Below are 13895 nucleotides of genomic sequence, written 5' to 3'. Positions count from 1 at the left end.
GGCCCGCGCCGACCACGAGGACGGGCTTGCCGAGGAGCCGCAGCGAGGTGGGGAAAAGATCGCGTCCGCTCATCGCGAGCCTCCCGCGAGGAGCCCCTGGCGCGTCATCTGCTTCCCCCCGCAAGTAGCCCGCGGCGAAGCAGCAGTCTCCGCTCGACCGGCCCGAACACGAGCAGCTCGACGAGGATCCCGACCCCGAGGATTGCGAGGATGGCGCCCATGACGATGCCCATGTCACTGAGCGTACGGCCCTGGTCGAGCAGCGAACCGAGGCCGAAGCCGAGGCTCCCGCCCACGGCGATGATCTCCGCGGCCATGAGCGAGCGCCACGAGAACGCCCAGCCCTGCTTGAGGCCCGCGACGTAGCCGGGCAGCGACGCGGGCAGGATCACCTGGAGCGCGAGCTCGAGCCGAGAGGCTCCCAGGACCTTCGCGACCGAGCGGTAGTGCGGCGGGATCTGGTCGACGCCCGCGATGAGGCCGTTCACGATCGACGGGATCGCGCCCATGAGCACCACGAAGTACACGGTCGCGTCCGTGAGCCCGAACCAGATGATCGCGGCGGGAACCCACGCGACGGACGGGAGCACCTGGAGGCCCGAGACGAGCGGCCCGAACGCGCGCCGGAGCGGGCGGACCTGCGCGAGCAGGAGGCCCAGCGGCGTGCCCACGAGCACCGAGACGGCGAAGCCGAGCAGGCCGCGGCCCAACGACGTCGCGATGGCCTGCTGCACCTGACCCTCGTTCCAGAGCTGGCCGAGGCTCGCGGCGACGTCGAGCGGGCCGGGCACGAGGTCGTGCCGCTTGAGGCCGAGCGTCGAAACGATCTGCCACACGAGCAGGAGCACCACGACGGCGCCCACCGGCAGGACCGCCCGGCTCCAGTCGCGCGTGCGGCGCGAACTCTCGGACTGGAGCTCGTCGAGGCCGGCCTCGAGGGCGCGGAGCTCGTCGGCGGACGGGTCGGCGGTGCCCCCGGCCACGACGCGGCGCGTTTCGGACCCGCGCGGCGCGAGGTCGAGTTCAGTCACGTTACTTGCCATGGCGTCGGATCTCCTCGCGCAGGCGGGCGGTGATGCTTGCCGTCAAGGCGGCGGCAGCAGCGGCGTCGTCCTTCACGGCGCCGGGCACGTCCCACTCGCTCACCACACGGCCCGGCCGGGAGGAGAGCAGGAGGACGCGCTGGCCGAGGCGCACGGCCTCGCGCACGTTGTGCGTGACGAAGATGATGGTGCGGCCGGTCTCGCGCCAGATGCGCGTGAGCTCCTCGTGCAGGAGGTCGCGCGTGATGGCGTCGAGGGCCGCGAAGGGCTCGTCCATGAGGAGGACCTCGCGGTCCTGACTCAGCGCTCGGGCCAGGGCGACGCGCTGGCGCATGCCACCCGAGAGCTCGTGCGGGCGTTTGTCCGCTGCCTCGCTGAGGTGCACGAGGTCGAGGAGCTCCGCCGCGCGAGCGCGCCGCTCGGCCTTGCCGACGCCGCGCAGCTTGAGCGCGAGCTCGACGTTGCCGCGAGCCGTGAGCCACGGGTACAGCGCGGCGTCCTGGAACATGAACGCGGCGCCGTCCGCGGGCACCTCGAGCGCACCGGCGCTGGGCCGCTCGAGGCCCGCGATGATGTTCAGGAGCGTCGACTTGCCGCAGCCCGACGCGCCGAGCAGGGCCACGAACTCGCCGGTGGCGATCGTCGCGTTGACGCCGTCGAGCACGGGCGCGCCGTCGCCGAAGCGCTTGCCGAGGTTCTCAAGCAATACGGTCATGTCGCTCCTAGTCCTGTCCCAGCCCGGCCGCGCTGACCTTCGGCTGCCCCGAAACCCGGTTGAGCGCGCGGAGGTCGAAGAGGCCGTTGAGGTCCGCGGTCTTCGTGACGCCAGCCGTGACCCCGTCCTGGAGCAGCTTTGAGTAGGCGCCGGCGAGCGGGTCGACGGTGAACGTGATGTTCTCGAGCGCGCGCGTGATGACGTTCGCGGGCAGTTCCTGGCCCGCCGCCTTGAGCGCGGCGTTGACGGCCTGCGCCCTCTCTGCGGGGCTCGCGTGGTTGAGCCAGTCGACCGCCTTGGCATTGCCTGCCAGGAGCGCCTCGACGGTCTGCGGGTGCTCGGCCGCGAACTTCTTGCTGACCACGAGGATCGTGGTGGGGAACAGGCCCGGCTTGCCGGTCTGCGAGCCGTCCCACAGCGACTTCTCGTCGACGAGCACGTGCGCGCCGGCCTCGAGCACGAGGCGGGACGCCCATGGCTCGGGGAGCCACGCGCCGTCGAGCTTTCCGCTCTGGAAGAGCTTGAGGGTCTGCGCATTGTCGGTCGGGTTGATCGTCACGTCACCCGTGCCGTTGGGCGTGGTCTTGAGGCCCTGCTTCGCGAGCCACGCGCGCAGCGCGACGTCCTGCGTGCCGCCGAGCTGGGGGCTCGCGAGGGTCTTGCCCTTGAGCTGCCCCGCGTCGGTGATGCCGGGCTGGACCACGAGCTGCGCTCCGCCGGCGGCCGCGCCCGCGATGACGGAGACGGACTCGCCGTGGCTCTGCACGAACGAGTTGATCGCCGGGTTGGGGCCGAGGTACGCGGCGTCGATCGCGCCCGCGTTGAGCGCCTCGATGGCCGCGGGCCCAGCGTTGAACGTCTGGGTCGTGACACTGTTGGTGCCCGCGTCCTTGAGCGTCTGGCCGATGAGGCCCTGCTGGACGCCGACGAGCGCGGGCGCGTGCGTCACGTTCGCGAAATAGCCGAGCCTGAGCTGGGCGGCGGGTGCGCCCGGGCCCGCGGCGGCCTGGGTGGGGTTCGCCGCGGAGTTGGCGTTCGCCGTCGTCAGCGCGGCAACAATCGCGAGCACGAGGACGACGGCGGCGCCCAGCCCGATCTGAAGGCCTCGGCCGCGCTGGGCGCGGCTCGACTCCGTCTCGGCTGTGATGCGGACGGTGGGCGGCCTCGGCTCGGCCTCGGTGTCTGGGGTGGGGCTCTTGCTCATGGGGGAGTCCTCGGGTTCTCGCAGGGTGTCGGAAGGTCGGGAGGGGCCTAGCGACGGGCCCGACATCGGGGCATTCGCCCCTCGGCGCGGGTCAGGAGTCTGCGGAACATGTGTTCCAGCGTAGGGACGGGGTTTCGGCACCCCCAAGGGTCCGGTCACGCTCGTTCACGGTGCGTCACGCAGCGTCACACAGGGACCCAGCCACATGGGTGGGTCCCAACTGAGATCTGCCCAAAGGGTTGACGGGGCGCGTCGCCGAATTTAACGTTTCAACGAGAAAGCGCTTTCCGGAACGACATCGCGCAGGCAACGACGCCAAAGGGGATCCCACTGTGTCCACGAACCCACGAATCACCTCGCCACTCACCGCACCACCGATCGCCCGGCGCACCGTCCTGGGCCTCATGGGGGCCGCCGCGGGTGCGGCGGCCCTCCCGCTCACCGCTCCCCCGCGTGCCACCGCGGCCGACGGCGCCGACCTCACCTTCGTTGACAACGGCACCACGGCGACGCTCGGCAACGGCATCATCCAGTTCACGGTCGTCAAGGCGACGGCCGAGATAAAGAACCTTCGCCTCGTGGGGAGCAAGCAAGGCAATGAGAACCTCAACCTCCTGAGCGGCTCGCATGGCCACGGCTACACGACGTTCAACTACACCGGCGTCTCCGCGGCCGGCGGGATGTCGGGGGCGAGCTTCCGAGTGGTGAGCGAGAGCCCAGACCGGATCGAAGTCTCAGTCCTCGCGAACGATCCAACCAAGCTCAGGTTCTACCTCGACATCCGGATCGCACTCGAGCGCGGCGCCTCCGGGATCCATCAGTACTGGATCGTCAAGTACACGGACAACATGCCAGACGGGCTCTCGTTCGGGCAGCTGCGCTACGCGTTCGCCGCGGACGATCCGGCGTTCCGCTGGTTCCAAGTCGATGACGCACGGGGCATCCAGCAGCGTCCGAGCCTGTACGACGCGGCCCACTGGACCACGCTCCAGGACACGACGTACGCACTCCCCGACGGCTCAATCTGGTCCAAGTACCAGAACGTCTCGAATCTCGAGGGCGACAACCACGTCTTCATGATCTCCAACGGCTCCGTGGGCCTCTCGCTCATCCAGGCCAGCAAGGAGGCCTTCGGCGGGCCGACGCGCCAGGAGCTCACGTGCCACGACTATTACAGCGGCATGATCCTGCTGTGGCACCCGCTCACAAGCCACTACGGCGAGCCCGAAGTCGCGCCGGAACGCGGCTGGGAGAAGGTCTACGGCCCGTTCTACCTCCACGTCGGCGAGGCCGCGGCCGGAGACGAGCGCGCGAACGTCGCTGCGCTCTGGGAGGACGCCAAGCACGCCTCCGCGCGCGAGCAGGCCGCCTGGCCATACGCGTGGGTGAGCGGCCCCGCCTACGCTGCGCAGGAGCGCTCGACCGTGAGCGGCAAGCTCACCGTCGCCTCGCTCGGCGCCGTGGACAACGGCTGGGCCGTCCTCTACCAGCCGGGCCCAGACCGCAAATACCAAGGGGTCACGCTCGACGGCACCGATTGGCAGTACCTCAACCTCGACTACATCTACTCGGCGAAGATCGGCCCCGGCGGTCGCTTCACGATCCCGGCCGTCCGCCCTGGAACGTACACGCTCGCGGCGTTCACGAAGGGGGCCATGGGCGAATACCGGCGCGAGAACATCACGGTCGCGGCTGGCACGAACCTCGACACGGGCAACCACGTGTGGCACCCCACGAGCCACGGCCCCACCTTGTGGCTGCTCGGCACGCCGGACCGGACGTCCGAGGAGTTCTACGTCCACGGCGGCCCATACGGCTTCCGCCGCACGCTCACGTGGCTCGAGTACCCTTACGAGTTCCCGAACGGGGTCGACTTCACGGTCGGCGTGGACGATCCCGCGAAGAAGTGGAATTACTTCCACCCGGCCGTCAAGACACCGGGCACGGCGGCCCAGCTAGCGTGGCGGGGAACCACGCCAAACCGCGAGCTCGAGGCGTGGAAGATCCGCTTCGACGCCCACCGGTACGAGCGCGGTACTGGCTACCTCGACATCGCGCTCGCGGCGCAGGTCTTCGCGACGCTCGAGGTCACGCTCAACGGGACCTCGATCGCCTCGATCGACCCGCTGCCGGGCGTCCCTGGCGACAACTCCTCGTACCGGCTCGTGGCCCGCTCGATGTACCGCGAGCTCCCCACGATCACGTTCCCAGCCACCCTCATCCAGGAGGGCGAGAACGTCATCACGCTCGCGCACACCAAGCCGCCGCAGGCGCCCACCACGGACAACTGGATGCAGCCCATGGCGGGCGTCATGTACGACGCGATCCGGCTGCAGGTCAACGAAGGCCACTAGGCGAGGCATGCTTTCATTGGTGCTGACCGACAGCGTGGGGCGTGGGGGCACCGTGGAAAGCGACGTCTGCAGTTCGATTTCTGGTGAAAGCCGCGTGCGGGGTTGAGTAAGCGGATCTGCTTCCCGAGTTCGATGTTGTCCGCGTTTCGCGGAGACTCGGACATCTATGTCGTCTGTACCAACGACTCAGATCTCACCACTCCCCTGCGCATGGTCAAGAACGAACTCGGCCAGTCCCTCGGCCTGCTGTGTCCCATGGAACCGAAGCGTGCGAGCAACGAACTCAAACAGACAGGACCCGACCTGCACCGCCGGGTGACCATCGAGGCTCTGACGGCTTCGCAGCTGCCTGACGTCCTATACGACGCGCACGGCGAAATTCAGCGTCCCCCGAAATGGGCCTTAAATTCCGAAGGCTCCGAGCCAATCGGAGCCCTCTAACCAGTAGCCGAAGCATCTGGGGGTGTGTGTAAACAATCTATGTGACATCGATGCTTACGCGCAAGGCGCCCGCCACCTCGAGAGGTGACGGGCGCCGTCGTCGTTCGCCTGGAAGGCCGGCCCAGCAGAGGCGAGCCTAGATCCAGTACCGCTCTGCCTCGGAGTCGCCCGGGTGCTCGCGGACCATGCCCGCGGCGAGGGTCGCACCGTCCTGCGGGTCGATGACGAGGAACGCGCCCGTGCGGCGGTGCGCCGCGTACGGCTCGAGCGGGAGCGGGGCGGCGAGCCGGAGCTGCGCCTCGCCGATGTCGTTGAGCTCGAGGCCGGACGCCGGGGCGACCTGGAACGTGTTGAGGTCCAGCTTGCCCGACACGGAGCGGACAAGCGCCCGAACGGTCGACGTCCCGTGCTTCACGAGGACCTTCGCCCCCTCGCGCAGCGGCTTGGTCGAGAGCCAGCACAGCGAGCCGTAGAGGTCCGCGGTGCTCTCGGGGAGCGTCCCGGCGGCGGCGATCGTGTCGCCGCGGGCCACGTCGAACTCGTCGGCGAGGCGCAGCGCGACGGAGAGCGGCGCGGCGGCCTCCTCGAGCGAACGACCGGCGACGTCGATCCCCACCACGCTCGTCTCGCGCGCGGCCTGGCCCGGGGTCACCACCGAGACGCGGTCGCCAACGCGCACGATCCCCTCGGTCACCTGACCGGCATACGCCCGGTAGTCGCGGAACTCGCCCTCGGCGAGCCCGGGCGCGAGCGCACCCTGTGGCCGAATCACGGTCTGGACCGGGAAGCGGAACGGCTCGGCGGCGTCGTCGAGCTCGTCGGTGCCGGGCAGCATCTCGAGCAGCTCGATGAGCGTCGGGCCCGCGTACCACGGGGTCCGGTCGGAGCGGTCCACGACGTTGTCGCCGTCGAGCGCGGACACGGGAACGGCCACCGCCTCGCGCAAGCCGAGCTCCCCCGCGACCCGCGCGACATCCGCAGCGATGGTGGAGAAGACCGACTCGGAGAAGTCGACGAGGTCGATCTTGTTGACCGCGACCACGACGTGCGGAACGCGCAGGAGCGCCGCGACGGACAGGTGCCGGCGGGTCTGCTCGAGCACGCCCTTCCGGGCGTCGATGAGGAGCACGACAGCGTCGGCGGTAGACGCACCGGTGACGGTGTTCTTCGTGTACTGCACGTGACCGGGGCAGTCCGCAAGGATGAACGTGCGGCGGTCCGTCGCGAAGTACCGGTAGGCGACGTCGATCGTGATGCCCTGCTCGCGCTCGGCGCGCAGGCCGTCGGTGAGCAGCGCGAGGTCGAGCCCGCCCTTCTCGCCGCCGAAGCCGCGCGCCTCGGACGTGCGGGCCACGGCGTCGAGCTGGTCGGCGAGGATCGCCTTCGAGTCGTGCAGCAGCCGGCCGACGAGCGTCGACTTGCCGTCGTCGACCGAACCGGCCGTCGCGAAACGGAAGAGCGTGCCCTGCTCCAGCGTCGGCTGGTCGAGCGAAGTTTCCAGGGAAGCAGTCATCAGAAGTACCCGTCCTTCTTGCGGTCTTCCATCGCCGCTTCAGAGATGCGGTCGTCCGCGCGAGTCGCCCCGCGCTCCGTGAGGGTCGAGGCCGCAACCTCGCGCACCACGTCGGCCACCGTGAAGGCGTCCGAGAGCACGGCGCCGGTGCAGGACATGTCGCCCACCGTGCGGTAGCGCACGGTGCGGACGACGACGTCTTCGTCCTCGCGCGGGAGGCTCACCTCGCCGACGGCTCGCCACATGCCGTCGCGCTGGAACACGTCCCGCTCGTGGGCGTAGTAGATGCTCGGCAGCTCGATGCCCTCGCGCTCGATGTACCGCCAGATGTCGAGCTCGGTCCAGTTGCTGATGGGGAACGCGCGCACGTGCTGGCCCACCGTGTGGCGGCCGTTGTACAGATTCCACAGCTCGGGTCGCTGGTTGCGCGGGTCCCACTGGCCGAACTCGTCGCGCAGCGAGAGGATGCGTTCCTTGGCGCGCGCCTTGTCCTCGTCGCGGCGGCCGCCGCCGAACACGGCATCGAACTTGTTCGCCGTGATGGTGTCGAGAAGCGGGACGGTCTGGAGCGGGTTCCGCGTCCCGTCGGCGCGCTCCTGGAGCTCGCCGCGGTCGATGTACTCCTGCACCGAGCCCACTACGAGCTTGAGCCCGAGCCGCGCGACCGTGCGGTCGCGGAAGTCGAGGACCTCGGGGAAGTTGTGGCCCGTGTCGACGTGCAGCACGGGGAATGGGATCCGGCCGGGCCAGAACGCCTTCGCCGCGAGGTGCAGCATGACCACGGAGTCCTTGCCGCCCGAGAACAGCATCGCGGGGCGCTCGAACTCGGCGACGACCTCGCGGATGATGTGGATGGATTCGGCCTCGAGCGCGTCGAGGAGACCAAGTGGGGCTTCCGCCGGCAATGCCGCCGCCTCAGTGGACACGCGCAGGGTCTCTTCTACTCGGGTGCTCATACGTGAAGTCCGCATTCTGTCTTGTCGATGCCGGACCAGCGGCCGGCTCTGGGGTCTTCTCCTGGGGCCACGGCGCGGGTGCACGGCGCGCAGCCGATCGAGAGGAACCCCTTGGCAAGGAGAGGATTGACGGGCAGGAGGTTGTCCTCGGAGTACTCGACGAGCTGGTCGAAGCTCCACGCCGCGAGCGGGTTGACCTTGACGAGGCCGTTCTTCTCGTCGAACGTCACGAGCGGCGTGTTGGTGCGGGTGGGTGCCTCGTCGCGGCGGACGCCCGTGAACCACAGCTCGTAGCCGGCGAGCGCCCGGTGCAGCGGCTCGACCTTGCGGAGCGCGCAGCACCGGCCGGGATCGCGGGCGAAGAGGTCCTTGCCCTCGGACGCGTCCTGCTCGGCGACCGTCTGCTGCGGGAGCACGTCGACGATGTTGACGCGGAGGTTCTCCGCGACGTCGTTGCGCGTCTGGTACGTCTCCGGGAAGTGGTAACCCGTGTCGAGGAAGAGCACGTCGACGCCGGGCAGCTGCTCCGCGACGACGGCGGGCAGCACGGCGTCGGCCATCGAACAGGCGACGGCGGCGGCCTCCGTGGCGAAATTCCTCGCCACCCAGGCGATCACCTCGTGCTCGGGCGCGTCCCAGCCGAGCTCTGCGGCGCCGGACTCGGCGAGCGCGCGGAGCTCGTCGACAGAGCGCTTGGCGGGCTTGTTCGGGTGGGTGGGCGGGGTATTCAAAGGGGCAGTGCTCACTGGAGTGCCTCCTCCTCGGCCGCGAGGGCCCATTCGGCAAAGCTCTGGTTCTCGTCGGACCGCTCGGCGAGGAAGCGTCGCGTGACGCGCTCCACGTAGTCGGGCAGATCGTCCGCCGTGACCTTGAGGCCACGGACGGTGCGGCCGGTCCCGGCCTCGGAGCGGGTCTCTGATGCGAGGCCGCCGCCCAGGTGGACCTGGAAACCGGGGGTCTGGCCGCCGTCGCCGTCGGGCAGGAGCTGGCCCTTGAGGCCGATGTCCGCCGTCTGGATGCGCGCGCAGGAATTCGGGCAGCCGTTGATGTGGAGCGTCAGGGGCGCGAGGAGCCCGTTCGCCCCGGTCTCGCCACCGTTCCCAGCGCCGTTGTCGCCCGCGAAGCGCTTCTCGAGCTCGGCCACGGTGTCCGTCGCGGTGTCCTTCGTGTCCACGATCGCGAGCTTGCAGTACTCGATGCCCGTGCACGCGATCGTCGAGCGCCGCCACGGGCTCGGGTTCGCGTAGAGCCCGAGCTCCTCGAGGCCCTTCACGAGCGAGTCGACCCGCTCCTCCTCGACGTCGAGCACCACGATCTTCTGGTGCGGCGTGGTGCGAAGGCGCTGCGAGCCATGGGCCTCGATGAGGTCGGCGAGGCCGAGCAGGACGTCGCCGGACACGCGGCCCACGGTCGGGGTCGCGCCGACGTAGAAGCGGCCGTCCTTCTGGGCGTGAACGCCCACGTGGTCGCCCGGCGTCGTCGGCTTCTCCGGCGCGGGACCGTCGGGGAGCGGCTCAGTGAGGTACTCGGTCTCGAGGACCTCCCTAAATTTGCTGGCGCCCCAGTCGGCCACGAGGTACTTGAGGCGCGCCCGGTTGCGGAGGCGGCGGTAGCCGTAGTCGCGGAAGATGCTCGTGACGCCTGCCCACACCTCGGCGGCGCGCGACGGCTCGACGAACGTGCCGAGGCGCACGGCGAGGTGCGCCGACGTCGACAATCCGCCGCCCACCCACAGGTCGTAGCCTGCGCCGAGCTCGGGGTGGACCACGCCCACGAGGGCGAAGTCGTTGATCTCGTGGACCACGTCCTGGCTGGGGTGGCCCGTGATCGCGGTCTTGTACTTGCGCGGGAGGTTCGCGAAGCTCTCGTCGCCGATGTAACGGTCCGCGATCTCACGGATCTGCGGCGTCGGGTCGAGGATCTCGTCCGCGGAGATGCCCGCGACAGGCGAGCCGAGGATCACGCGCGGGACGTCGCCGCACGCCTCGGTGGTGTGGAGGCTCACGGCCTCGAGCCGGCGCCAGATCTCGGGGACGTTCTCGATCTCGACCCAGTGGAGCTGGATGTTCTGCCGGTCGGTGATGTCCGCGGAGCCGCGGGCGAAGTCGCGGGAGATGCCGCCGATCACGCGGAGCTGCTCGGTGGTGAGCGCACCGCCGTCGATCCGGACGCGCATCATGAAGTAGCGGTCCTCGAGCTCCTCGGGCTCGAGCGTCGCGGTCTTGCCGCCGTCGATCCCGGGCTTGCGCTGCGTGTAGAGGCCCCACCAGCGGAACCGGCCGTGCAGGTCGGTCGGGTCGATCGAATCGAAGCCGCCCTTGGCGTAGATCTTCTCGATCCGCTCGCGGACGCTCAGGCCGCCGTCCTCCTGCTTCCACGCCTCGTTCGCGTTGAGCGGCTCGGTGCCGTCGACCTTCCACTGCCCGTTGGGCTTGGAGGATCGGGGCCGTGCTGCCTTCCCGGAGCCGGACGGCCCGGAGCCTGTCGGCCCAGAGCTAGTCGACCCAGCGCTGGTCGACTCAGTGCGCGCGGCAAGGACGGTGTCATTCATAGTTCGAGGGTACGGACCGCCCCGGGCGTGTCCCCAGAGTGGTGCAACGCGATGTCACCGGGGGACACATTTCTTCGCATTCACGTCACGGGCCTTGACCCCGGGCCTCGCGCCCGGCCGGCCGGGCGCTACAGTCAGCGCCCGCGCACGGCCTTCCATGGGTGCGTCGCCCCGTACCGCCGCAGCCACAGCGCAACGCCGACGCACAGAACATACCCCGAGCCCACGGTGATCCACCCAGCCTCGTACCCTCCGGTCGCATCGGCGAGGAGCCCCATGACGAACGGGCCCAGCGCGAAGCCCGCATACATGCCCATGGCGAGCACTCCGGACGCGATGCCGACCCGCTCCGGCGGGACGACGACGAGCACCGCGGCGTTCGTGATGACGTTCGCCCCGAGCACGGTCGCGCCGTGCAGCGCGACGCCGGCCCACAGGAGCGCGGGCTGCCGGAACACCCCGGCGCTCAGGAGACACAGGACGCCGACGACGGCGCCGGCCGCCAACGCGAGCAGCATCGCCGAGGGCCTCCTCCCGAGCGACATCTGCCGCCCCCAGATGACGCGGCTCGTCACGCCGACCACGCCGGAGACTCCGGCCGCGACGCCCGCGAGGACGAGCGGAAACCCGAGCGACCGCACCGCGAAAAGCGGCAGGTAGACGTTCGTGGCCTGCGTTCCGAGGCCAGAGAGGAACGCGAATGCCGCGAACAGCCAGACCGGGAGCGGGAGCCCGTCCGCCGCCGACTTGGCGCGCGCCGTCGTCCGCGGCCGCGCCTGCTCCGACGGGAGCTTCTGCAGCGCGTACCAGAGCAGGCCGAGAGCGACGAGCGCCGCGAGCGCGAACGCGCCGTGCCAGCCGAGCCATAGCGAGACGGCGGGGATGAAGAGCCCCGCAAAGAGCTGGCTCGCCTGGACGCCGGACTGCTTGATGCCGATCCAGCCCGAGCGCTGCGCTTGCGGGACCGCCGTGACAACGAGCCGGTTCGTCGTGGGGTTCGAGATGGACTGCGCGGGACCCGCGAGGACGACGGCGACGAGCAGCACCCAGAAGTTCTGGGCGAGCGCGGCGACCACGAGGGCAAGGACTGTCCCGCCGAAGATGAGGAGGAACTGCTGCCGGCTCGTCGCCCGGTCGCTGAGCTGGCCGAGCCACATGCTGCCCACCGCGGCGCTCGCGAACACGGCGCCAGCGAGCAGCCCGAGTTGGGACTGGCTCATGCCGAGGTCGTGAAGGATGAGCGGGCTCGCGGCGCTCAGCCCGTAGTTGAGGAGCGGGCCGACGCCCATCGCACATACGAGCACGAACAGGAGGGAGGTCGGCGCCCGTCCGGTGGTCACAGGGCGGCGAGGGCGGCGTCGAACCGCTCGAGCGCGATCTCCGCAATCTCGGGTGCCGGGAGGAGCGGCCGGGCGACGGCGTCGGCCCCCGCCTTCGCGAGTTGGTCGTGGAAGTAACCGGGTGCGAGGAGGTAGCTCGCCACGACGATCCTGCCCACCTCCTCCGCGCGGAGCTCCGCGACGGCATCGGGGACGCTCGGCTCGGCGCTCGCCCCGTAGGCTGCGAGGATCCTGTTCGGCACAAGGTGCCGCAGCATGTCGGCGAGGTTCTCGACGTCGTTCGAGGCCGCGGGGTTCGACGAACCGGCCGCGGCGAGCACCACGGCGTCGTCGGGCCCAAGTCCTACCTGCCCGAGCCGCTCGGCGAGCACCCGCGCAAGGCGCGGGTCGGGGCCGAGGGGCGCGGCCGCCGTCGTCCGCTCCCGGGAGTTGACCGCGCGGCCAATGTCCACCTTGACGTGGTAGCCCACGCTCAAGAGCAAGGGGACGACGACGGCGGGGGCCCCCGCGGGGAGGCCCGCGACGACCTCAGGCAGCTCGGGGCCGTGGACGTCGACGTAGGCGTCGAGCACGGTGACGTCGGGTCGCGCGGCGCGGAGCTCATCGACGACCCGAAGGATCGCTGCCTTGCCGTCGGGGTTGCTGGTTCCGTGGGCGCACGCGACGAGGATCGGCTGGGTCATAGTCGGAGCCTACCGGCGCCCGGAATCCTCCGCCGTCTCGAATGGCTAGGATTGAGGTCATGAGCGAGATGTTCTTGGAGAAGTTCCGCGCGCTTGTCCCCAAGTACCTCGGCGACCCGTGGCGGCCGAACGACGGGATCGCGGAGGGCGAGCTCGACGAGGCACTCGAGGAGCACGCGTTCACCATCCCGCTCGCGCTGCGCGAGTTCTACCTCGCTCTCGGGGGCTCGGAGCTCATGGAGGCGTACCACTACTTCTGGGACCCCGAGGAGCTGGAGGTCGACGACGAGGGCTTCCTGATGTTCCTCGAGGACGAGGAAGAGCAGTTCACGTGGGGCTTCCGCACGGGCGATCTGCGCGTCCCGGACCCGATTGTCTTCCGGAAGAACAACGCCCGCGGCGAGTGGGTCTCCGAGGACGGCACGTTCTCCGAGTTCACGTTCGACATGTTCGAGTGGGTCTTCACCGAGGACGGCGAAGAAGAGGGCTGAGGTCGCGAATCTAAAAATTCATTGACCGCCACCACTGGACACATGACAGATCTGTCATATGCTTGTTAACGGGTCCACTTCAGCCTCCAGTGGATCCGGGTGCGAACGGAAGAGGGCCCTGGGAAGCGGAACCCGCTAACCAGGGCCCGCGCCGTTTAACACCCGGCCGCCCCAACACCCAGCACTCCCCACCCTCCCTTCACCAAGGGGTCCCATGCGACTCCACTTCACGCTCGACACCCCCGCCACTCCCGAGCAGGCATTCCGCGCCTTCACGGACTTCAGCGAGCGCCGTCTCGAGGTATGGAAGATCACGCTCGACCCTTCGACCTACCGGGTCCTCGAGCACGGTGAAACGCACGCCCTCGTGCGCGAGGGGACGCCGCGGTTCGGGATCTGGAACATCGAGCGCTACGACTGGTCGGAACCGGGCCACGTCACGTGGGTCACGGAGCACAGCAACTACTGCCGCGGAGGGGGCGCAGAGGTCCGCATCGCCCCCGCGGAGGGCGGCGCAAGCCGCCTGACCGTCACGTGGGGGCATGACGCAGGCGTCGGCGTACGAGGCACGGCCGTGTTCTGGCTCCAGCACCTGCTCGCGCGG

At 69.7% G+C, this 13895-nt stretch carries 12 protein-coding genes; 3 read left to right on the top strand and 9 right to left on the bottom strand.

Going from position 1 to position 13895, the window contains the following annotated elements; genetic code table 11:
* Positions 1-104: 104 nt before the first annotated feature.
* From ACLN58_RS10120 to ACLN58_RS10110, 3 genes are read right to left on the bottom strand one after another with little or no spacing between them, the layout of a single operon-like run.
* Positions 105-1043, bottom strand: a complete 939-nt coding sequence (locus ACLN58_RS10120) for an ABC transporter permease (protein WP_415855137.1) — start codon at positions 1041-1043, stop codon at positions 105-107.
* On the bottom strand, positions 1033-1758 hold the full coding sequence (locus ACLN58_RS10115; RefSeq protein WP_415855136.1) for an ABC transporter ATP-binding protein: 726 nt from the start codon (positions 1756-1758) through the stop codon (positions 1033-1035). The genes ACLN58_RS10120 and ACLN58_RS10115 overlap by 11 nt, the downstream gene beginning before the upstream one ends.
* A 7-nt stretch (positions 1759-1765) precedes the next feature.
* Positions 1766-2962 (bottom strand): ABC transporter substrate-binding protein, encoded by a 1197-nt coding sequence (locus ACLN58_RS10110; RefSeq protein WP_415855135.1) that lies wholly within the window; start codon positions 2960-2962, stop codon positions 1766-1768.
* A 332-nt stretch (positions 2963-3294) separates the two neighbouring features.
* Between ACLN58_RS10110 and ACLN58_RS10105 the strand changes: the two genes are divergently transcribed.
* Positions 3295-5316 carry a polysaccharide lyase family protein gene (locus ACLN58_RS10105; RefSeq protein ID WP_415855134.1) on the top strand — a complete coding sequence of 674 codons (2022 nt, stop codon included), beginning with the start codon at positions 3295-3297 and terminating at the stop codon, positions 5314-5316.
* 577 nt (positions 5317-5893) lie between these two features.
* On the opposite strand, the gene ACLN58_RS10100 is transcribed toward ACLN58_RS10105, so the two are convergent.
* From ACLN58_RS10100 to ACLN58_RS10075, 6 genes are all read right to left on the bottom strand, one after another.
* Positions 5894-7270 (bottom strand): sulfate adenylyltransferase subunit 1, encoded by a 1377-nt coding sequence (locus tag ACLN58_RS10100; RefSeq protein WP_415855133.1) that lies wholly within the window; start codon positions 7268-7270, stop codon positions 5894-5896.
* The gene (cysD, locus tag ACLN58_RS10095) at positions 7270-8226 is read right to left on the bottom strand and encodes a sulfate adenylyltransferase subunit CysD (protein ID WP_415855132.1); all 957 of its coding nucleotides are present in this window, start codon (positions 8224-8226) and stop codon (positions 7270-7272) included. Before cysD ends, ACLN58_RS10100 begins: the two co-directional genes overlap by 1 nt.
* Positions 8223-9005 carry a phosphoadenylyl-sulfate reductase gene (locus tag ACLN58_RS10090; protein ID WP_415855131.1) on the bottom strand — a complete coding sequence of 261 codons (783 nt, stop codon included), beginning with the start codon at positions 9003-9005 and terminating at the stop codon, positions 8223-8225. The genes cysD and ACLN58_RS10090 overlap by 4 nt, the downstream gene beginning before the upstream one ends.
* Positions 8969-10777, bottom strand: coding sequence for a nitrite/sulfite reductase (locus ACLN58_RS10085; RefSeq protein ID WP_415855130.1), 1809 nt, complete (start codon positions 10775-10777; stop codon positions 8969-8971). The genes ACLN58_RS10090 and ACLN58_RS10085 overlap by 37 nt, the downstream gene beginning before the upstream one ends.
* 134 nt (positions 10778-10911) lie before the next feature.
* Positions 10912-12117 (bottom strand): MFS transporter, encoded by a 1206-nt coding sequence (locus ACLN58_RS10080; RefSeq protein WP_415855129.1) that lies wholly within the window; start codon positions 12115-12117, stop codon positions 10912-10914.
* Complete coding sequence (locus ACLN58_RS10075) at positions 12114-12800, bottom strand: sirohydrochlorin chelatase (protein WP_415855128.1); 687 nt, start codon at positions 12798-12800, stop codon at positions 12114-12116. Before ACLN58_RS10075 ends, ACLN58_RS10080 begins: the two co-directional genes overlap by 4 nt.
* A gap of 59 nt (positions 12801-12859) precedes the next feature.
* On the opposite strand from ACLN58_RS10075, the gene ACLN58_RS10070 reads away from it, so the two are divergent.
* Both ACLN58_RS10070 and ACLN58_RS10065 read left to right on the top strand, forming a co-directional pair.
* Positions 12860-13291: a hypothetical protein gene (locus ACLN58_RS10070; protein WP_415855127.1), complete on the top strand. Its 432-nt coding sequence runs from the start codon at positions 12860-12862 to the stop codon at positions 13289-13291.
* Between the two features lie 214 nt (positions 13292-13505).
* A partial coding sequence (locus tag ACLN58_RS10065; protein WP_415855126.1) for a hypothetical protein occupies positions 13506-13895 on the top strand: 390 nt, incomplete at its 3' end.

Origin of the sequence: Sinomonas sp. G460-2 (genome assembly GCF_047759905.1) — a bacterium.
Taxonomy (GTDB): domain Bacteria; phylum Actinomycetota; class Actinomycetes; order Actinomycetales; family Micrococcaceae; genus Sinomonas.
Note: the sequence above shows the minus strand (reverse complement) of the source record. Positions and strands in the feature narration are given on the sequence as shown.

Excerpts from the sequence above, each read along its gene's own strand:
- ACLN58_RS10120 (WP_415855137.1), bottom strand. The coding sequence starts at position 1,043 with ATGGCAAGTAACGTGACTGAACTCGACCTCGCGCCGCGCGGGTCCGAA.
- ACLN58_RS10110 (WP_415855135.1), bottom strand. The coding sequence starts at position 2,962 with ATGAGCAAGAGCCCCACCCCAGACACCGAGGCCGAGCCGAGGCCGCCC.
- cysD (WP_415855132.1), bottom strand. The coding sequence starts at position 8,226 with ATGAGCACCCGAGTAGAAGAGACCCTGCGCGTGTCCACTGAGGCGGCG.
- ACLN58_RS10075 (WP_415855128.1), bottom strand. The coding sequence starts at position 12,800 with ATGACCCAGCCGATCCTCGTCGCGTGCGCCCACGGAACCAGCAACCCC.
- ACLN58_RS10085 (WP_415855130.1), bottom strand. The coding sequence starts at position 10,777 with ATGAATGACACCGTCCTTGCCGCGCGCACTGAGTCGACCAGCGCTGGG.
- ACLN58_RS10090 (WP_415855131.1), bottom strand. The coding sequence starts at position 9,005 with ATGGGCCCTCGCGGCCGAGGAGGAGGCACTCCAGTGAGCACTGCCCCT.
- ACLN58_RS10070 (WP_415855127.1), top strand. The coding sequence starts at position 12,860 with ATGAGCGAGATGTTCTTGGAGAAGTTCCGCGCGCTTGTCCCCAAGTAC.
- ACLN58_RS10100 (WP_415855133.1), bottom strand. The coding sequence starts at position 7,270 with ATGACTGCTTCCCTGGAAACTTCGCTCGACCAGCCGACGCTGGAGCAG.
- ACLN58_RS10115 (WP_415855136.1), bottom strand. The coding sequence starts at position 1,758 with ATGACCGTATTGCTTGAGAACCTCGGCAAGCGCTTCGGCGACGGCGCG.